Source organism: Streptomyces caeruleatus (assembly GCF_001514235.1).
GTDB lineage: Bacteria > Actinomycetota > Actinomycetes > Streptomycetales > Streptomycetaceae > Streptomyces > Streptomyces caeruleatus.
The window spans coordinates 138,168-156,015 of the sequence record NZ_KQ948925.1; the positions used below are offsets into that span (position 1 = coordinate 138,168).

The 17,848-nt window shown below is 72.4% G+C and carries 15 protein-coding genes and 1 pseudogene; 5 read left to right on the forward strand and 11 right to left on the reverse strand.

The features are described from left to right. Nucleotides 1-108: 108 nt before the first annotated feature. From AQJ67_RS05565 to AQJ67_RS05575, 3 genes are all read right to left on the reverse strand, one after another. Nucleotides 109-2,115, reverse strand: a complete 2,007-nt coding sequence (locus AQJ67_RS05565) for a DUF1996 domain-containing protein (protein ID WP_062716921.1) — start codon at nt 2,113-2,115, stop codon at nt 109-111. Nucleotides 2,116-2,337: 222 nt separating this feature from the next. Continuing rightward, entirely contained in the window at nt 2,338-2,790 is a 453-nt protein-coding gene (locus AQJ67_RS05570; protein WP_062717476.1) for a flavodoxin family protein, read from the reverse strand. A 59-nt stretch (nt 2,791-2,849) separates the two neighbouring features. Continuing rightward, nucleotides 2,850-3,617: an anti-sigma factor antagonist gene (locus AQJ67_RS05575; protein WP_079055796.1), complete on the reverse strand. Its 768-nt coding sequence runs from the start codon at nt 3,615-3,617 to the stop codon at nt 2,850-2,852. 134 nt (nt 3,618-3,751) lie between these two features. Here AQJ67_RS05575 and AQJ67_RS05580 point away from each other — a divergent pair, with 134 nt between their 5' ends. Next, a complete protein-coding gene (locus AQJ67_RS05580) occupies nt 3,752-4,120 on the forward strand; it encodes a helix-turn-helix transcriptional regulator (protein WP_062716922.1) in 369 nt (122 codons plus the stop codon). 65 nt (nt 4,121-4,185) lie between these two features. On the opposite strand, the gene AQJ67_RS05585 is transcribed toward AQJ67_RS05580, so the two are convergent. Then, nucleotides 4,186-5,067 carry a YegS/Rv2252/BmrU family lipid kinase gene (locus tag AQJ67_RS05585; RefSeq protein WP_062716923.1) on the reverse strand — a complete coding sequence of 294 codons (882 nt, stop codon included), beginning with the start codon at nt 5,065-5,067 and terminating at the stop codon, nt 4,186-4,188. 181 nt (nt 5,068-5,248) lie between these two features. Next, the gene (locus tag AQJ67_RS05590) at nt 5,249-6,841 is read right to left on the reverse strand and encodes an FAD-binding oxidoreductase (RefSeq protein WP_062716924.1); all 1,593 of its coding nucleotides are present in this window, start codon (nt 6,839-6,841) and stop codon (nt 5,249-5,251) included. A 73-nt stretch (nt 6,842-6,914) separates the two neighbouring features. Between AQJ67_RS05590 and AQJ67_RS05595 the strand changes: the two genes are divergently transcribed. Together AQJ67_RS05595 and AQJ67_RS05600 are read left to right on the forward strand one after the other, a co-directional pair. After that, nucleotides 6,915-7,514, forward strand: coding sequence for a TetR/AcrR family transcriptional regulator (locus AQJ67_RS05595; RefSeq protein WP_063807288.1), 600 nt, complete (start codon nt 6,915-6,917; stop codon nt 7,512-7,514). Beyond that, the gene (locus AQJ67_RS05600) at nt 7,511-9,118 is read left to right on the forward strand and encodes a glycerol-3-phosphate dehydrogenase/oxidase (protein WP_062716926.1); all 1,608 of its coding nucleotides are present in this window, start codon (nt 7,511-7,513) and stop codon (nt 9,116-9,118) included. The genes AQJ67_RS05595 and AQJ67_RS05600 overlap by 4 nt, the downstream gene beginning before the upstream one ends. Nucleotides 9,119-9,131: 13 nt before the next feature. On the opposite strand, the gene AQJ67_RS05605 is transcribed toward AQJ67_RS05600, so the two are convergent. Further along, on the reverse strand, nt 9,132-9,773 hold the full coding sequence (locus AQJ67_RS05605) for a class I SAM-dependent methyltransferase (RefSeq protein ID WP_062716927.1): 642 nt from the start codon (nt 9,771-9,773) through the stop codon (nt 9,132-9,134). Between the two features lie 204 nt (nt 9,774-9,977). On the opposite strand from AQJ67_RS05605, the gene AQJ67_RS05610 reads away from it, so the two are divergent. Beyond that, complete coding sequence (locus tag AQJ67_RS05610; protein WP_062716928.1) at nt 9,978-10,634, forward strand: NADPH-dependent F420 reductase; 657 nt, start codon at nt 9,978-9,980, stop codon at nt 10,632-10,634. Nucleotides 10,635-10,658: 24 nt separating this feature from the next. Here the strand turns inward: AQJ67_RS05610 and AQJ67_RS05615 are convergent, their stop codons facing one another. Next, entirely contained in the window at nt 10,659-11,453 is a 795-nt protein-coding gene (locus tag AQJ67_RS05615; RefSeq protein ID WP_062716929.1) for a maleylpyruvate isomerase family mycothiol-dependent enzyme, read from the reverse strand. 134 nt (nt 11,454-11,587) lie between these two features. On the opposite strand from AQJ67_RS05615, the gene AQJ67_RS05620 reads away from it, so the two are divergent. Then, entirely contained in the window at nt 11,588-12,328 is a 741-nt protein-coding gene (locus AQJ67_RS05620; protein ID WP_062716930.1) for a lipoprotein, read from the forward strand. Nucleotides 12,329-12,399: 71 nt separating this feature from the next. Here AQJ67_RS05620 and AQJ67_RS05625 read toward each other — a convergent pair. From AQJ67_RS05625 to AQJ67_RS44435, 4 genes and pseudogenes are all read right to left on the reverse strand, one after another. Then, nucleotides 12,400-12,888, reverse strand: a pseudogene (locus AQJ67_RS05625) (endo-1,4-beta-xylanase); the annotation flags it as partial. Nucleotides 12,889-13,034: 146 nt separating this feature from the next. Next, nucleotides 13,035-13,820 (reverse strand): alpha/beta fold hydrolase, encoded by a 786-nt coding sequence (locus AQJ67_RS05630; RefSeq protein WP_062716931.1) that lies wholly within the window; start codon nt 13,818-13,820, stop codon nt 13,035-13,037. A 67-nt stretch (nt 13,821-13,887) separates the two neighbouring features. Next, nucleotides 13,888-15,039, reverse strand: coding sequence for an alpha/beta hydrolase (locus AQJ67_RS05635; RefSeq protein ID WP_062716932.1), 1,152 nt, complete (start codon nt 15,037-15,039; stop codon nt 13,888-13,890). Next, nucleotides 15,036-17,789 (reverse strand): thioester reductase domain-containing protein, encoded by a 2,754-nt coding sequence (locus tag AQJ67_RS44435; protein ID WP_062716933.1) that lies wholly within the window; start codon nt 17,787-17,789, stop codon nt 15,036-15,038. Before AQJ67_RS44435 ends, AQJ67_RS05635 begins: the two co-directional genes overlap by 4 nt. Nucleotides 17,790-17,848: the final 59 nt, after the last annotated feature.

Genomic DNA, 17,848 nt, shown 5'->3' on the forward strand with positions numbered 1-17,848 from the left:
CCTCAGCGGCGCGGTCGGGCTCGCCGAGAAGGGCCCGGACTGGAATGACCAGTCCGGGCCCCGGTGGCACGTCCGCAGATCAGGCTCCGTCACGGCGTCCGATCGCCGTCAGCCGGCGCGGCGCCTCGTGCGCATCAGCAGCAGGAAGCCGGCCATGAGGAGGACGGCTCCGGCCGCGGCCGGCCACAGCGTGGTGCCGGTCTCGGCGAGGTCTCCGACCGCCTGCGGCTCCGTACCCGAACCGCCGCCGGACTGCTCGCCGCCCGCGGCGGGCTGCGTCTGCGCGGGAGTGCTGCCCGCGCCGGCGCCGTCGTCCTTCGAGCCGTCCTGTGCCCGCGCGGTGGCCGACGGGGTGCCGTAGGCCTTGGGCGCCACGGTGCTCGACACGGTGGGCTTGTCGTCCTTCGCCGGGTCGGTCGCGGGCGTCTCGGCCTCGGGCTCGTCGGCCTCGGGCTCGTCGGTCTTGGGCTCGTCGGTCTTGGGCGCCTCGGTCTTGGGCGCCTCGGTCGCGGGGGCCTGCGTGGTGGGTTCCTCGGTCGCGGGCTGCTCGGTCGGCGGGGCCTCGGTCGGCTTGTCGCCGCCGTCGCCGGGCTTCGGGTCGTCGTTGTCGGCCGGCGGGGTGGTGGGCGCCTCGGTCGGCGGCTGGGTCGGCTCCTCCTGGCCCGGGTCACCGCCGTCGTCGGCGCCGACGCCGCACTCGCGGCCCTCGTTGATGCAGTCGACCATCTCGCCCATCAGGTCCTCGTCGAAGACGTTGATGAAGTCGCCGTGGTCGGTGACCGGCTTGTGCAGGTTCTCGGGGAAGGAGTCCACCGCGAACAGCGGGGTGGTCCGGCCGCCGTCCTGCAGGCTCGGCGCGTCGATGTCGTACACGATCCGCTGCACCAGCTGCGGGATGGGCTCGAAGCCGCTCGGGCAGCTGCCGTCGGCCGCCGCGAACGCCACGTGGGTACGGTGGTTGGCGCTGTCGATGTTCTGACCGTCCCAGCAGCTCTGGAACTTGAAGGTGCGCACCACGTCGCTGCCCTGCGGGCACAGCGGGTACTTGTCCTTCAGCTGCCGGTCCTCGAAGCCGGTGCAGCTCCAGGACGCGTTGGCGTTGGCGGTGCCGTTGACGAAGGCCTTGGCGTCGCCGGTGATGATGCGCAGCAGCCGCGGCATCTCGGTGACCTTGCCGCGCGGGTTGCCGACGAAGGTCAGCGTCACGTCCTTGGGGGTGACGATCTCGCCGGCGTTGCCCTCGATGCCGCCGCCGGGCGAGTTGGCGTCCTGTTCCTGGGCACCGTTCTGAAGGCGGATCACGGGCCAGTAGTACGTGGACTTGTCGCCCTGGTCGACGCAGGTCGTCTTGGCGTTGGCGAGGTCCTCGTCGCTGGCGAAGGCGTTGTTGGACTGGTTGCCGATGTAGTCGTGGAAGTGGTGGGCGCCGTTGGAGACGCCGGGGGCGGCGATGATGTTGTCGGAGTTGAACAGGCCGTTCTCGTTGACTCCGCAGCTGGTGGCGAAGGTGCCTCGGGAGGCGCCCTTCTGGAGCGCCGGGGCGGCCACGTTCGGCTGTACGGCCTTGATGTCCGCGAAGTCCGCGGCGACCGGGCCGTTGCCCGCCTGTCCCCCGTTGCCGGGCTGTTGGCCGCCCTGGTCCGCGCCCTCGCCCTCGCCTCCCTGGTTGTCGCCGCCGCCGTCCTGGCCGTCACCGTTCTGGTCCTCACCGGTGCCGTTGTCCGCGGGACGCAGGGTGCAGGGGGCGAGGGCCTCCAGGCCCTGCGGGCGGTCTCCGGTGCGGTCGACGGCGATGGCGATCCGCTCGATGGTCGCGGCGCGCTTCTCCTTCAGCGGATTCATGATCGCGTTGTCGGCGAAGCCGGCGTCCTGCTGGATGGCCTGGGCCGACTCCTGCAACCGCTGGTAGGCGTCGGCGATCTGCTGGTCCAGGAGCGCGAGTTCCTTGGCGACGTCCTCCTTCGCCGTGTCCGGAACGGCCGTCAGTTCGCTGCCCACGTCCGGGCAGTCGATCGTGCCGGCCGGTGCGGACAACGTCCTGACGGGGTCCGTGCCACCGTCCTCGGTCGCCGAGGCATAGACGTTGGCCGCGACCAGACCGCCGCCGCCCAACATCAGCGCGACCGCTGCAAAGGTCGCGCGCCGTGCGCCCGTGGGGCGTCTTCGCGTGCTGCGTCCCAAGGAAGTACTCCTACGCCTCGTGGTCGGTCAGGGCATGAAAATCCCCTGGTCCTATACGGAGACGGGCCGCGTGGTGTTCAAACGCCTCACGGATTCACAGAAATTTCTCACAGGGAGGGTAAACACGCTGGTGGGGACGGGGTGTTGCGTCCCAGGTCAGTCCATCAGGCCGGCGGCGAGCGTCGCTCCCAGTTCCCAGCACGCCTCGGTGTCGGTCTTGGCGGGTTCGCCGGTGACGGTCACCGGGTTGGCCGTGCGGCGCCAGCCGAGGCCGGTCGTGATCGAGTCGATCGCGCGTACCGCCCCGGTGACGTCGCTGCCGCCGTGCACGTAGTAGCCGAAGGGCCGGCCCTGTGTGGCGTCCAGGCAGGGGTAGTAGACCTGGTCGAAGAAATGCTTGAGGGCTCCGGAGATGTAGCCGAGGTTCGCCGGAGTGCCGAGGAGGTAGCCGTCGGCGGCGAGCACGTCGGAGGCCGTGGCCGACAGCGCCGGTCGGCGCACGACCTCGACGTTCTCGATCTCCGGCGCCGTCGCACCGGAGATGACGGCTTCGAGCAGGGCCTGGCAGTTGGGCGACGGCGTGTGATGCACGATCAGCAAGGTGGGCACATCCGAACCCTGCCGGTGCGCCACCGCGCGACGCAACCCTGCCGGCCGGGGTGTCGCCGTCACTGCTCGGGAGCCACGGAGCTGACCCTGGCGACCGCGGCCGACAGATGTTCCTGCACCTCGTCGGGCAGGGCGTTGCCCTTGACCGCGGTGACGAGGTCACCGGCGAGGGAGTGCAGTTTGGTGTTGGTGTTCTGGGAGGCCGTGACCAGGACCGACCAGGCCTCCTCGGAGCTGAGGCTGAAGGAGGCCATGAGGATGCCGCGGGCCAGGTCGATGGTCGGCCGGGTCTGCATGGCCCGGCGCAACTGGGCGACTTCGATCCGCAGGTCGTGGTGGGCGTCCTCGAAGGCTTCCTCGTCAGGCTCCGCGTCCTGGGCCGTGTCCTGGGCGTCCTGGCCCTGCGCAGTCGGAACGGCGTCCCCGTCCGGGGCCGCGCTGCCGAACAGCGGGCGCGTGCCGGTCAGGGTGAGCAGCCGGTCGACCGCCGCGCTGGTGGAGTGGATGACGACCGTCTTGGACTGCTCCAACGCGCGGTGGCGCAGGTAGAGCATGATGTTGAGGGCGGAGCAGTCGCAGAACGAGACGCCCTCCAGATCCAGGTCGATGCCACGGACCGAGCGGCTCAGGGCTTCGCGCAGAACGCGTCGGAAGCGCTCACTGGCGTCGAGGTCGAGCTCCCCCGAGACCTTCACCACCAGTCGGTCACCGTCCGGGCGGACGGTGGTGACCAGTGCGTACAGCGGGCTCTCCGTTGGTGTGCCCAGGGCCGCACGATCGGCAGCGCCCCCGTCCGGGGGTTGTGCAGAGGACGCGAGCTCCGGCATGACCGCCTCTCCCTCAGGTGCTGCTTCCCCGTCGTCCGTACCAGAGTGAACCCGAACAGCCGAACACGTCAACAGATACATGAAATGCCGTGCGTGTTTTTGTATACGTGAACGCGCAGTCGTAGGGTTGGTCCATGGACGGAGTCCCTGAGCCGCACACCGGATGGACATTCCTCACCAACCATGCCCGGGTGTTGGCGGCCATCGCCGACAATCCGAACGTGCGTATCCGGCATATCGCGGCGCACTGCCGCCTCACGGAGCGCGCCGTGCAGAAGATCATTGCCGATCTGGAGCGGGACGGCTATCTCTCGCACACCCGTGAGGGGCGCACCAACACCTATCGGATCGACCCTGCGAAGGTGCTGCGGCACCCCGCCGAGGCCGGGCTGAAGGTGGCCGAGCTGCTCTCACTCCTCGTCCAGGCCGAGGCCGGCCGCGGCCCCGCCCCCTCGCAGCAGTTGGAGGCGGCGCGGCAGCGGATGCCGATGGACGGCAGCTGAGCGGATGGGCCCCCGGCTCATGACCCGGCCGCGGCCGCGGGGGAACGACCTGCGGGCCGGGGTGGTCAGGCCAGCACGCGCAGTGCTCCCGGCAGCACCCTGACCGTGACCGGGAGGGTGGCCTCGACCTCGCCGTCCGCGCCGTAGGGCACCGCGCGGTCGGCGGCGATACGGATCTCCTTGCCGCGCAGGATCCGCACCTGGGGGCGGTGGACGTGGGCGCCCGTCTTGAGGTCGTTCATCAGGGCGAAGAACAGCCGGCGCGGCGCCTCGCGGATCAGCACGATGTCGAGCAGACCGTCGTCCACGCGGGCGTCGGGGGCGATGTGGCGGCCGGAGCCGTAGTAGCCGGAGTTGGCGGCCACGACCGTGTAGCCGGTGTGCAGGTGTTCCTGGCCGTCGACGGTGACCCGGTAGCGGGCGGCGCGCCAGGTGGTGACGGCGCGCAGGCCGCCCGCGTAGTAGGACGCGGCGCCGCGCAGCAGGGTGGAGTTGTTGGCGTGGCGGTTGGCCAGTGCGTCGACGCCGGCGTACACGCTGCCGAGGACCACCGTGCGGTGGTGGACGGCCGATTCGACCTCGATGGTGTCGACCCGTCGGGGCTCGTGGTGGAGCAGCACCTGTGCGAGGGCCGCCGGGTCGGTGGGCAGGTTCAGCGCCCGTGCGAAGTCGTTGCCGCGGCCGGCCGGGACGAGTCCGAGCAGGGCGTCCGTGCCGCTGAGGGCGCCGCCGATGCCGCCGGCGATGCCGTCGCCGCCGACGGCGAGCACCACCCGGCCCCGCTCCCCGGCGTCCCGGGCGAGCTCCCGGGCGTGTTCCAGGCTGCGGCTGTACTCGGTCTCCAGGTCGGCCCCGGCCTCCCGCAGCGGCCGGGCCACGTCCAGCAGCGCGGCAGCTGAGGCGGATCCCCCCGCCGTGGGGTTGACGATGGCGGTGAACTGTCGCATCGATGTGCCTTTCGGGCCGACGGGAGGGCGCTGCCGGAGGCGGGCGGGTGGGCGAGTGGCTGAGCCGGCGGGTGAGCGAGTGGCTGAGCCGGCGGGTGAGCGAGTGGCTGAGCCGGCGGGTGGGCGAGTGGCTGAGCCGGTGGGTGGGCGGGCCCGGGGTCGGGCGCGCCGGTGGGGTGGGTCAGTCGAGGGGCAGCAGGACGCCGGGGTTGAGTACGCCCGCCGGGTCCAGCCGTCGCTTCACGGCACGCAGCGCCTCGACGCCCAGGGGGCCCGCCTCGCGGACGTACCAGTCGCGGTGGTCGGTGCCCACGCCGTGGTGGTGGGTGATCGTGCCGCCGGCGCCGAGGATCGCCTCGTTGGCGGCGTGCTTGGCCCGCTCCCAGTGCGCCACCGGGTCGTCGCCCTGTGCCGAGACCACGGTGAAGTACAGCGAGGCGCCGTTCTCGTAGACGTGGGAGATGTGGCACATGATCAGTGGCGGGGTGCCGGCCTCGGTGAGCGTGGTAGTGAGGGCGTCGCGGACGGACGCGTACAGCTCGGGGACGCGTGACCAGAACGTCGCCGTCTCCAGTGTCTCCGCGAACGCGCCCGCGTCCAACAGGGCGTCCCGGAGGTAGGGGGCCGAGTAGCGGCCGTGCGCCCAGCGCTGTCCCGGTTCCTCGCCCAGCGGGGTTCCGCCGCAGTCGCGCAGGACGGCCGCGGCACGCTCCCTGCGGTGCGTGGTGTCCTCGGGCGTGCCTTCGTAGCCGGTGATCGCCGTGCATCCGGCCGCGGACTGTGTTCCGGCGCCGATCGCGTCGGGCTGGGCGAGGCCGACGAGGGTCTCGGTCTCGTCGGACAGCCGCAGCACCGTGGGGCGCGGGCCGTCCTGGGCGAGGCGGCGCAGGGCTGCGGCGCCCTCCTCGAAGGAGGCGAAGCGCCAGCCCTCGTAGACGCGCGTCTCGGGCACGGGGCGGATCCGGACCGTGACGGAGGTGATGACACCGAACGCCCCTTCCGAGCCCAGCAGGAGCTGGCGCAGGTCGGGTCCGGCGGCCGAGCGCGGGGCGCGGCCGGTGTCGACGGTGCCCTCGGGGGTGGCGAGGGTCAGGCCGAGGACCATCTCGTCGAAGCGGCCGTAGCCGGCGGACGCCTGGCCGCTGGAGCGGGTGGCGGCGAAGCCGCCGATGGTGGCCCACTCGTAGGACTGGGGGAAGTGGCCGAGGGTGAAGCCGTGTTGGGTCAGCAGCGCCTCGGCCTCGGGGGCGCGCAGGCCGGGCGCCAGGGTGGCGGTGCGCGAGACCGGGTCGAGGGCGAGCAGCTGGTTCATGCGGCGCAGGTCCAGTGCGACGAAGGGGCCGCGGCGGCCGGGGGCGAGACCGCCGACGACGGACGTGCCGCCGCCGAACGGGACCACCGGCAGGGCGTGTTCGGCGCAGACGCGCAGGACGGCGAGCACCTCGTCGTGGCCTGCGGGGAGTACGACGGCCGCGGGGAGGTCGTCGACCTCGCCGGCGCGGATCCGCAGCAGGTCGGGGGTGGACTTGCCGCGCGTGTGCCGGATGCGGGTCTCCGCGTCGGTGCGGACGTGCTCCTCGCCGCCGACCGCGGTGAACAGGGCCTGGCGTGCGGCGGGTTCGAGTCGCGGCTCGGGTACGGCGATGTCCTCGAGGGCGATCGGCGCGGCGGTGCGCGGCTTGACGCCGAGCAGGTCGCGCAGCAGCCCGGTCACGGTCTCGGGCAGCGGCGCCGCCTTGGCCGGGTCGCCCCAGCCGCTCCACAGCATGTCCATGGCTGTCGTCCTCACCGGTCGATTCGAGCGATGCCGTGTCCCGGACGGCCTCGCAGGCGTTACACTGTGACACATGACGCCTATTCGTCACAACCACTCGGACGGCGACGCGGTGCTCGACGCGGTGCGCGACTGCGTCCTGGCCGTCGGAGTCCGCCGTACGACGCTGACCGACGTGGCCCGCCGCGCCGGGGTCTCCCGGATGACGCTGTACCGCCGATGGCCCGATGTGCGCTCCCTGGTGGGGGACCTGATGACGCGGGAGTGGGTCGCGGTGGCCACCGGGGCCATGCCCGAGCGGCGGGCCGGGGCCCACGCGCGCGGTCTGATCGTCGACGGGCTGGTGGCCGGGGTGGAGGCCTTCCGCGTCCATCCGCTCTTCCGGAAGATCGTCGACGTCGATCCGGAGCTGCTTCTTCCCTACGTCCTCGACCGCCGCGGCGCGAGCCAGGAGGCGCTCATCGCGCTGCTGGCCGACGCCGTGCGCGAAGGCCACACCGACGGCTCGGTGCGCGCCGGTCATGTCGAACGGCAGGCGCGGGCCCTGCTGCTGATCGTCCAGTCCTTCACCCTGTCCCTGCGGACCATGACCGACGAGGACGACGCCGACCTGAGCAGTGAGGCCTTCCTGGCGGAACTGCGCAGCATCCTGGAAAGGACCCTCACGCCATGAGCCCCGCCACTCCCCCGGTCCCCGGATCCGCTCCGGCTCCCGGGTCGTCGCTGTCCGGGGCCCGGCGCTCTCGCGAACTCGCCGAGAGCGTCGGCGGTCCCGTCGTGGACGTCCTGGTCGTCGGGCTGGGCGCCACCGGTGCCGGGGCCGCGCTGGACGCCGCGGCCCGCGGGCTGACGGTGGCCGCCGTCGACGCCCACGACCTGGCCTTCGGCACCTCACGGTTCAGCAGCAAGCTGATCCACGGCGGGCTGCGCTATCTCGCCTCCGCCCAGCTCGACGTCGCCCACGAGAGCGCGGTCGAGCGGGGCGTGCTGATGGAGCGCACGGCGCCGCACCTGGTGCGCGCCCAGCCCTTCGTACTGCCGCTGACACCGCTGGTCTCGCGCGGTCAGTCCGCGCTGGCCTGGGCCGGGTTCCGGGCCGGTGACACCCTGCGTCTCGCCGCCCGCACGGCCCGCGCCACCCTGCCCGCCCCGCGCCGGCTCTCCGCGGTGGAGACCCGGCACCTCGCCCCCGCACTGCGCACCCAGGGCCTGCGCGGCGGCCTCCTCTCCTGGGACGGCCGGCTCACCGACGACGCCCGCCTGGTGACCGCCCTCGCCCGCACCGCGGCCGCCCACGGCGCGCGGATCCTGACCCGGGTCAGGGCCCTGGAGCTCACCGGGTCCGGCGCCCGGGTGCGGGACGAACTCACCGGCGAGGAGGGCGAGATCAGGGCCCGCGCCGTGATCAACGCATCCGGCGTCTGGGCGGGCGACCTGGTGCAGGGCATCCGGATCCGCCCCTCCCGCGGCACCCACCTCGTCCTGCGCTCCGACCGCCTCGGCCCCCTGCCCGCGGGGCTGCACGTGCCGGTCCCCGGCGAGACCAACCGCTTCGTCCTCGTACTGCCCCAGGGCGACGGCCGGGTCTACGTGGGACTCACCGACGAGCCCGTCGAGGGCGACATCCCCGACGTTCCCGAAGTGCCCGAGACGGACATCGGTTTCCTCCTCGACGTCCTCGGCTCCGTCCTGGACGTCCCGGTCCAACGCGACGACGTCGTCGGCGCGTTCGCCGGACTGCGCCCCCTGCTGGACACCACCCCGCAGGCACGCTCCGGCGCCGCCCCGCGCACCTCCGACATCTCCCGTCGGCACGCGGTCCTCACCTCGCCGGACGGCGTGGTCACCGTGGTCGGCGGCAAGCTCACCACCTACCGGCGCATGGCCGAGGACGCCGTGGACGCCGCCGTCGCCACCCGCCGGCTCACCGCCGGCTCCTCACCCACCGCCAGGCTCCCGCTCGTCGGCGCCGCCTCACCCGGCACGCTCGGCTCCCTGCGGGCGCCGCGCCGCCTGGTCCAGCGCTACGGCACGGAAGCACCGGCCGTCCACGCCCTCGCCGCGCGCGATCCCCGGCTGGGCGAACCCGTACTGCCCGGGCATCCCGTCACCGGCGCCGAACTGCTATGGGCCGTACGCCACGAAGGTGCCCTGGACGAGGCCGATCTGCTGGACCGGCGGACCCGTATCGGGCTGGTGCCGGCCGACCGCGCGGCCGCGCTGGAGGCCGTACGCGATGTGCTGGGCGAGGTGTCGGCGCAGGTGGGTGAGGCGTAGCCGCAGCGGGCGGTCAGGCGTCGCCGCCGCGCCTGATGCGCCATACGTGGTTGTCCCGGAAGCCTTCCACGCCCTCGGGCGACACGCTGACGCTGCGCACCGTCTCCAGTGTCTCCACGGTCCAGTCGGTCTCCGGCAGGGCGAGTTCGTCGAGGACGCTTCGCAGTGTGGGGAACTCGGCCTCGAGGGGCGGTTCGGTCTGCCACGACGGCCAGTTGGCGTGCATGGCGAGGAGCAGGGTGCCGCCCGCCGTGACGGCCCCAGCGGCCTGTCGCAGGACCAGCTGCTGGTCGAGCGGGGCCGGCGACTGCAGGAACTGGGCGTTGACCAGGTCGAATGATCCCTCGGGGAACGTCTCTCCCAGCTCGTGGCGTTCCCAGGCCGTCCGGTCGCGCACGCCGGCCTCGGCGGCGTGCCCAGCGGCGCGCTCCAGCGCGGTGTGCGAGATGTCGACGCCGGTGACCTGCCATCCCCGCGAGGCGAGCCACACCGCGTCGGCGCCTTCGCCGCAGCCGAGGTCGAGTGCGGTGCCCGGCACGAGGTCGGTGGCCTCGCGCACGAGGAGGGCGTTGGGGCGGCCGCTCCACAGCCGGCCGCCGTCGCGGTAGCGGGTCTCCCAGAACTCGGCGGCGTTCGGGGCGGGGGTCTCGGTCATGACGTCTCCCGGTGCGCGGGGGTGGTTGCGTTCACGCTTCAGAAGCCTGCGGGACGCTCCGAGCGACGACAAACAGCCTTGCCGGTTCGGCAAAACCGAAAAGCCCGGGGCATGAGCGGGGCCACAGGACTACGACCTTGGTGCCGGTCCCCCTGAGGCCGCGGCCCGATCCGCAGGGCCCGTCGCCCCGCCTAGCGTCGAGCCATGCGTATAGGACTACTTGGCACCGGCAACGTCGCACGGGCGCTCGCGCAGGGCTGGCGAGCCGCGGGACACGACGTCCTGCTCGGTTCCCGCGCGCCGGAGGAACGAACGGACCTCGGCCTGCCCGTCGCGGACCTGAGCGAGACGACCGCCCACGCGGAGGTGCTCGTGAACGCGACCCCGGGGAACGTGTCCGTGGAACTGCTGCACTCCGTCGGGGCGCCGGCTCTGGCCGGCAAGGTGCTCATCGACGTCGGGGTCGGGGTCGGCCTCACCGATGACTACACCGAGCTCTCGCACCCCAACAGCAGCCTGGCGGAACAGATCCAGCGGGCCTTCCCGCTGACGCCCGTCGTCAAGACGCTGTGCACGATGGACTCTACCGCGATGACCGCCCCGGACAGCCTCGAAGGGCCGAGCACCGTCTTCCTGTCGGGCGACGACCCCGCATCCAAACAGCTCACCCGCCGACTGCTCACCGACCTGGGCTGGCCCCCGTCGTCCCACCTGGACATCGGGGGCATCACCACCGCTCGCGGGCAGGAGCACTTCGCGCTGCTGTTCATGGGGATCGCGGGCGGGCTGGGCTCCCACACGTTCAACATCAAAGTGGTCCCCGGCGTCACCGGGCTAGGTCAGTCCTCCGCCGCAGGCTAGGTCAGTCCTCCGCCGCAGGCTAGGTCAGTCCTTCGGTGCTTCCAGCCAGAATCCGGCGCGGGTGCGCCAGAGGTCGAGAAGCGCCGTATCCCCCTTGGTCTCTACGGCGGTTGTGGGCCGCTTGTAGAAGTACAGGAGGAGGTCGGTCACCGGGCCCCGCGCGAGAGCGGTGGCGCCGCCGTCCGCCCCGGGCCGCCAGGCGGGGCGCTCGCCGGTGAGGTCGACGAACCACTCCCCGGCGTCGGTCGCGTCGAAGTGGAGCGTACGGTCCGCGCCGAGGAGGTCCGGCAGGTCGGGCCGGGGCTCGAACGCCTCGGGGAAGGTGGCGAACTCCAGCCACTCCTGCACCGCGTCGACGGCGAGGTCGCGGTCCAGTGCGAACTCCGTCCCGGCCGTGCGGGCCGCGTCGGCGCGGTGCACAGCGGTCTCGTAGGTCATCCGGCGCGCCCAGAACGCCACCGGCGCCGACCGGTCGGCGGAGGGGTTCCACGCCAGGGCGTCGGCCCCGGCGGCACGCAGGGTGGAGCTCAGCCGTGCCGCGCCTTCGACGAGCCACGGGACCAGGGACGACGCGTCCTCGTGGGCACCGTCGGTCGGGTCGTTCACCAGGCCGTCGGGGATCGGGCCGGCTGCGCGGGTCCGTACGATCTCCTCCGCCCACCGGTGGTCGCCGCCCACGTGCCGCAGCAGCTGACCGAGGTTCCAGCCGGGGCAGGAGAGCACCGGGGCGGTCATGTCCGCGCCGTGCACCTGGGCGGTGAGCCGTTCGGTCTGGGAGACGATCTCGTCGCAGTAGCGCTCGAAGCTCAGCGAGGTCATCGGTTCATGATGCCCGAGGGCCGGGATCCGCCCTGCGGGGATATTGGATCGGCCTTGTCGTGGCCTCGGATACTGTATGCCGCCTGAACAAGATCAGTGTGCGGTACAGGGTGCACAGGGTGGGGAGAGGAACCATGTCGGTGGGGGCAAGACGGATGCGGCGTCGGCTGGCCCAGGTGGCGGTGCTGGCGGGGGTGCTGACGGGCTGTGCGGGGGCGGCCGAGGACGACACCAAGGCTTCGGCGAGCGCTTCGGCGTCGGCCGGCGCCACGGCGTCGGCGGAGGCGGCCGGTGACGGCGACGGTGGGTCGGCGGTGAAGAGCGGGGGCACCATCGGGGCCGCCGGATCGGCCTGCGAGCTCCCTGTCACCTTCGACATCGCCCAGTACTGGGAGGCGGAGGCCGTCGACTCCGGCACGGAGAAGGACGAGTCGGCCGGCAGCGGCGACGGCTCGGCCGACGCCGAGGAGGACGAGCTGGCCCAGGAGATCGCCGACGCGCTCCTTCACCAGGGGCCCGTCACGGCGGCCTGCGAGGTCGACGCCAAGCCTGCCGGGAACATCGGCTTCCTGCGCATCTGGACAGGCAAGCCGGGCTCCGACGACGCGCGCGGCGTCCTGAAGGCGTTCCTGGCGGACGAGACCGGGGTGAGCAAGGCGAAGTACAGCGCCTTCAAGGCGGGCGGCGTCGCCGGGGCCGAGGTGAAGTACCTCGTCACCAGCGAGCTCCTGGAGGAGACCAAGGAGGAGACCGCCCTGGCCGTCACCACGGAGAAGGGGCCGGTCGTCATCCACCTCGGCGGGATGGACACCGAGGAGCACCGGGCGATGCTGCCGGCGTACGAACTGGCCAAGAAGACCCTGCGGGTCGGCTGAGCCGCGGCTGGCGACGGGTGTGTCCGGCGCGGGCGGACAGTGCGCCGCGCCGGACGTCGACCGGGAGTCGGTCAGGACGCGGTGCAGGAACCGATCGCCGGGGCCGTGCCGGTGCCGTTCTTCATGACCGTGAAGCCGAAGCTCGTCGACGCTCCGGCGGCCAGGCTGCCGTTGCCGTTCGACTTCATCGTCATGACGTTGCCGCTGCTGTCCCAGCTGGGGGTGCCGTTCCAGGTCGCGGAGATCTTCTGCGGGGAGGTCACGGTGACGGTCGCGGTCCAGTTGCTGATCGCCGAACTCCCCGCGGTGACGGTGACCTTGCCGTTGAAGCGGTCGCTCCACTCCTCGGCCTTGCTGTAGGTCGCCGTGCAGGCGGCGCCGGGCGTGCCGCCGCCGGAGGAGCCGCCGAGTGCGGTCAGCACCGCGTTGTACGCGGGCTTCCTGGCGTAGTTGTCGTCGAACAGCAGGGGCGTGCCGCCAGCGCGCCAGGAGTACTTGTCGGTGACGCCCCAGACGGTGATGCCGGTGCAGCGCGAGACCGCCAGGCAGGCCCGTACGACGTTGCGGGTCGACGGGTGTGCGGGTCACCATCTTGTCCCCTTCCGTTACGAAACTTTCGGATGGATTTCCGAATTTCGCGGCAGACCCTAGGAGCACCCGTCCCGGGCGTCAACAGACGCAGAGAGTTCTACAGACGCAGAGAGTTCTAGGACCGTCCGCCCTCGGCGAGGAACCGGTCGAGGGCGGCCGTCAGTTCGGCCGGCTTCTCCACCGGCAGTTCGTGGCCGGCGTCCAGGACACGGATCACGGCGTCCGGGTAGGCCTTGGCCATGCGGAGCATCTGGGCGAGGGGCAGTTGGATGTCGTGGTAGCCGTGCACCATGAGGGTGGGCGTATGGATGTCGCCGACCCTGTCCAGCACGTCGAAGGCCCGCATGGCCCCGTAGAGCGTCATGACGACCTCGCGGGGGGTGTCGGCGGAGGCGCGGACGTACTCGCGGATCTCCTCGCGCGGGTAGCCGGGGGCGAAGGCGCGCTGGATGTTGGCGGCGACGAACAGTTTGAAGGGGGCGAGCGTCGAGGCGGCCATGAGCAGGGCGCGGCCCCGGCTGTAGGCCATCCTGCCGATGGAGTTCACCAGCACCATGCGCTCGACGCGCTCCGGGTGGGCGAGCGTGATGGTCTGGGCGATCATCCCGCCCATGGAGTGGCCGATGATCGCGAACCGCTCGATCCCCAGGTGGTCGAGGAGGGCGAGGACGTCGCGGGCCAGATCGTCGATCGTGCGCGCCCCCGCCCCGCTGCTCTCGCCGTGCCCGCGCAGGTCGAGCCGGACGACCCGCCGCGCCTCGGCGAAGTGGGCCACCTGGTGGTCCCAGCGATGCCGGTTCGCCGTCCAGCCGTGGACGAACACCAGGGGCACACCCTCGCCGTCGCGGGGGCCCTCGTCGTCGTACGTCAGCGTCGCGCCGTCGACTTCGAGCTGCGGCATGGGTGGCCTCCTGAGGTGCGTGTCTCCGGTTACTGACCGGTACGGTATCCGGCCGTGCGGGCTGCCGTCACCGGCGTTCTTCCAGGAAGTCGAGGATGTGCCCGAAGACGTCGAGGGCCGCTCCCCTGCCGAGGAACGTGTCCAGGTGGCCGTAGCCCGGGATCTCGGTGTAGGTGACGTCGAGTTGGGGTTGGCGGCGGGCGAGGACGTCGCGGCACAGCCGTTGGGAGTCGAGCCACAGGCCGTTCTCGCTGCCCGCGAGGAGGAGGACGGGGGTGTCGATGCGGGCCGCCGCGTCCAGGGCGTTCTGCGGGAGGGCCCGGTAGCGGTGGTCGGTGTCGTGCCAGCGGACGACGGTGCGGGCGAGTTCGATACGGCGCAGGTGCGGCAGGATCCACAGCGGGGCCGGGCCGAGGAGGTCGGCGAGGCGGTCGTGGGTCGCGTCGGTCAGGTGCTCGTGGACGAAGAGCGAGGCGCCGGTCCCCCAGGCCGAGTTGTGCAGGATCTGGCAGGTCGGGTCCGGGCAGGTCGCCTTGCGGGAGGCCAGGGCGAACAGCGGGGTGTACTTCGAGCGCAGGCCGACCTTGCGGAAGTCGACGGGGATGTGGTCGATACGGGACTTCAGCAGCTCTCCGGCCAGGGTCATGCGCAGGGAGGTGCGGCCCGCGAGCTTCGGGGTGAGGAAGACACCCTGCGAGACCACGCCCGCGAGGCCGGGCACCAGGCCCGCCGTCATGCTCAGGGAGAGGGTCAGGGAGCCGATGCAGTGGGCGACGACGAAGAGGGAACGGTCGCCGATGCGGGTGCGGATGTGGGCGACGGCCTCGGGGATGTCGTAGAGGGCGACGTCGTCGTAGGTGTAGCGGCCGCCGGTCTCGTTGTAGGGCAGGCGGCAGCTGCCCCGCCAGTCGAGCAGCCAGGGTTCGTGGCCCTCGTCGAGGAGGGCGTCGACCAGGTTGCGGGTCTCGGGGAGCAGGAACATGTCGGCCGACGCGGTGTGTCCGTGCAGGAGCAGGACGGCGGGGCGGTCATGGGCGGGGGCGCGGTCGCCGGGGTCGACGCGGGTCAGGCCGAGGCGGACGCCGTCGCTGGTGCGGAACGGGATCTCCTCGACGCGCGCCGGGTCGAGGCGGTGCCGGAGGGGGCGCAGGGTCGTCGTGGTCCTGACCTTGCGCAGGGCAGGCCTGGCGGTCCTGGGGTTCGTCGTACGGAAGATCATCGGTGGTGCTCCGTAGGGGTCTGGGGGCGGCGCAGGTCGAGCAGGTCCGCGGCGGCCCTGGCGAACGGGCCGAGCAGGCCGCGGCCCATCTCCAGGCCGAACCAGGCGAGCCAGGTCAGCTTGGCGGCGCGCTTCTCCTGGCTGGTCAGGCGCGGGTCGACCTTGATGCCGTCGATCTGGTCGCGTACGTAGGAGTCGGCGGGGACGACGACCTCGCCGGCCAGGCGCGCCGGTTCGCCTTCGCGGCCGAGCCGCACGGTCAGGGCTCGGGTCTGGCGCCAGATGTCGCGGCGGGCGCGGGCGTACTTGTGGCCCTCCAGCCACCATCGGCCGCCCTCGGGGTCGGTCAACTCCAGCCGGCAGCGCAGCAGTTGGTGACGCAGGCCGTGCCGGTGCGGGATGCCTTCCTCGGGGCGGATCCAGATGTCGCCGCGTGCCACGGTCAGTGGCTCGGGGTGCAGGGCGGGGCAGATGACCTCGCCCCGGACGTCGACGCGGCGTTCCGTTACCAGCTGGTGCATGCTCGCGATGGAGAGGGTGAGGGACATCGACATGGGGCACGGGGTGCCGGGTGTGGCGGCGCCAGGAGACGCTCCATCAGGACTGGCTCCGTCAGGAATCGGCCCGTCAGAAATCGCTTCGTCAGAAATCGCTTCGTCAGAAATCGCTCCGCCAGGATTCGTGCCGCCGGGACCGGCTGCGACAGGGCTGACGCTGCCCTCGGTGTTCTCGGAGAACCACAGGTAGGGCTGGTCGTCCTTCTGCGGGAGGCGGGCGAGGCCGTCGCCCGCGAGCCGCTCGAACGTCTTCAGCTGGGCCCGGGCGTCGTAGCGGGTGGCGGGCGGCAGGCCGAGGGCTTCGACGAGTGCGGTGGTGCGGTCGGCCGTGGCGGCGGGGCCCTTCAGGGTCGCCTCGCACAGTTTCAGGGCGGTCGGGCTTTGCAACACACGGCTGAGGAAGGCCAGTTCGGGGATCGGGTCGGCCGCCAGACGGGCGAGGGCGTCGACGCGCCACTCGTCCCAGTCGTGGACGCGGACGTGCATGCCGCCGAACGCCATGTCCCCCACGACGTCGTCGAGGGTGTTGGGGACGCCGGTGAGGTTGTAGTCGAAGCCCCAGGCGTCCGGTTCGCAGACGACGGCGACCGCGACGCGGCTGACCCAGTCGACGGGGGCGGCGTTGAGGTAGCGGAAGGCCGGGACCGTGCGGAAGCGGCCGAAGGCCGAGATGAGGCCGCTGCTGAGGTCCTGGGCGTTGTACGCGCCGGTCCTGGTGTGGCCGCCGATGCCGCCGGGGCGCAGGGCGGTGACGACGAGGCCGTGGTCGCGGGCGCGGCGCAGGGCGACCTCGGCGGCCCACTTGGTCTGGTCGTAGCCGGCGACGAGCCGGTCGATGTGGGCGAGCGGGTCGTCCTCGCCCATGGATAGGATGCCGACCTCGTTGAAGACGGCGATGGACGAGATGTGGTGCAGGGGCTTGGGGCGTCCGGTGGCCGCCAGTTCGGCGAGGGTCAGGGCACCCAGGACGTTGCTGGTGCGCAGGGACTGGTAGCCGCGCAGGAAGTCCACGGCCGCCGCGACTCCCACGATGCTGTCGAGTTCGTGGGCGAGGGTGTTCCAGAGGTCGTCGGACAGGCCCAGGCGGGGCCGGCGGATGTCGCCGGGGAGCATGGTGACGCGGCGCCGGACCTCCGACGACCAGGGCAGCCCGTACTTCTTCAGCGCCTCACCGAGCCGGGCCGTGGCCGCCTCCTCGTCGGCGGCGCGGACCAGGCAGTGGACGTGCGCGTCGCTGTGCCGCAGCAGGTCCAGCAGCATGTGGCTGCCGAGGAAGCCGGTGGCGCCGGTCAGCAGGACCCGGCGGGGTGGGACCGGGTCGGGCGAGGCGGTGAAGGGGAGACGGTCGGCGAGGGCCAGGTCGGCGAGGATCTGGGTGAGGTCCTCGGGGCGGGCGGTGGGGGCGGACGGGGGGTTGTGGGGGCGCACGGCTGCGGCGGGTGCCGGGACGGGCCGTGGGGCCACGGGGGCGGCCGTTTCCGGCAGGGCGGTCGAGGGGGCGGCGCTGCGCGGACCCGTTTGCACGGCAGGTCGTCGAGTCGGCCGTGCCGCCAGGGGATCGGCCCTCTCCGGCGCCGCAGTCGACGGGGCGCTGTCGGTGAGCGTGGCCACGGCAGGTGGCGGAGTCGTCCACGTAGCCACGGCAGGTGGCGGAGTCGTCCACGTAGCCACGGCAGATTGCGGAGTCGTCCACGTGGCCACGGGGTCGGCCCTCTCCGGCACGGCGGCCGACGGAGCGCTGTCGGGACGCGCGGCCACGACAGTAGGCCGCGTCTCCACGGGACCGGCCACTTCAGGGACGGCAGTGGCAGTTGCCCTGAGATGCGGCTGGCCCTTGGCGAGCGCGACCGGCCGCGCGTCGGCGAAGACCTCGTCCAGGTCGAGCGACACACCGAGCTCGTCCTGCAGCGCCGAGACGAGTTCCACCGCGCTCACGGAGGTGCCCCCGGCGTCGAAGAAGTCGGCGTCGGGCGACAGGTGTCCCGCGGGGACGTAGCGGCCCGCGACGGCCGCGATGGCGGCGGCTAGCTCGTCGGCGTCCTGCGTCGCCGGCGCGCTCTCGGCGGGCGGAGCGGACCCCGTGACCTTGGCCAGCAGGTCGGAGACGGTCAGACCGACGCCGCCGCGCTCGATCGCCTCCCCGGTCGCCCGCTGGTCGGCGCCTGCCGACACGTTCTCGTTCACCTCACGCATGGGGAGCCCTTCACGGTGTTGCCCTGACCTCTTCGTCGCTGCTGTCCGTATGTCTCGTA

Coding starts and splice junctions, on each gene's coding strand:
- AQJ67_RS05610 (WP_062716928.1), top strand. CDS start 9,978: ATGCGTATAGGACTACTTGGCACCGGCAACGTCGCACGGGCGCTCGCG.
- AQJ67_RS05620 (WP_062716930.1), top strand. CDS start 11,588: ATGTCGGTGGGGGCAAGACGGATGCGGCGTCGGCTGGCCCAGGTGGCG.
- AQJ67_RS05595 (WP_063807288.1), top strand. CDS start 6,915: ATGACGCCTATTCGTCACAACCACTCGGACGGCGACGCGGTGCTCGAC.
- AQJ67_RS05615 (WP_062716929.1), bottom strand. CDS start 11,453: ATGACCTCGCTGAGCTTCGAGCGCTACTGCGACGAGATCGTCTCCCAG.
- AQJ67_RS05580 (WP_062716922.1), top strand. CDS start 3,752: ATGGACGGAGTCCCTGAGCCGCACACCGGATGGACATTCCTCACCAAC.
- AQJ67_RS05635 (WP_062716932.1), bottom strand. CDS start 15,039: ATGATCTTCCGTACGACGAACCCCAGGACCGCCAGGCCTGCCCTGCGC.
- AQJ67_RS05585 (WP_062716923.1), bottom strand. CDS start 5,067: ATGCGACAGTTCACCGCCATCGTCAACCCCACGGCGGGGGGATCCGCC.
- AQJ67_RS05590 (WP_062716924.1), bottom strand. CDS start 6,841: ATGGACATGCTGTGGAGCGGCTGGGGCGACCCGGCCAAGGCGGCGCCG.
- AQJ67_RS44435 (WP_062716933.1), bottom strand. CDS start 17,789: ATGCGTGAGGTGAACGAGAACGTGTCGGCAGGCGCCGACCAGCGGGCG.
- AQJ67_RS05575 (WP_079055796.1), bottom strand. CDS start 3,617: ATGCCGGAGCTCGCGTCCTCTGCACAACCCCCGGACGGGGGCGCTGCC.
- AQJ67_RS05565 (WP_062716921.1), bottom strand. CDS start 2,115: ATGTTGGGCGGCGGCGGTCTGGTCGCGGCCAACGTCTATGCCTCGGCG.
- AQJ67_RS05605 (WP_062716927.1), bottom strand. CDS start 9,773: ATGACCGAGACCCCCGCCCCGAACGCCGCCGAGTTCTGGGAGACCCGC.
- AQJ67_RS05630 (WP_062716931.1), bottom strand. CDS start 13,820: ATGCCGCAGCTCGAAGTCGACGGCGCGACGCTGACGTACGACGACGAG.
- AQJ67_RS05600 (WP_062716926.1), top strand. CDS start 7,511: ATGAGCCCCGCCACTCCCCCGGTCCCCGGATCCGCTCCGGCTCCCGGG.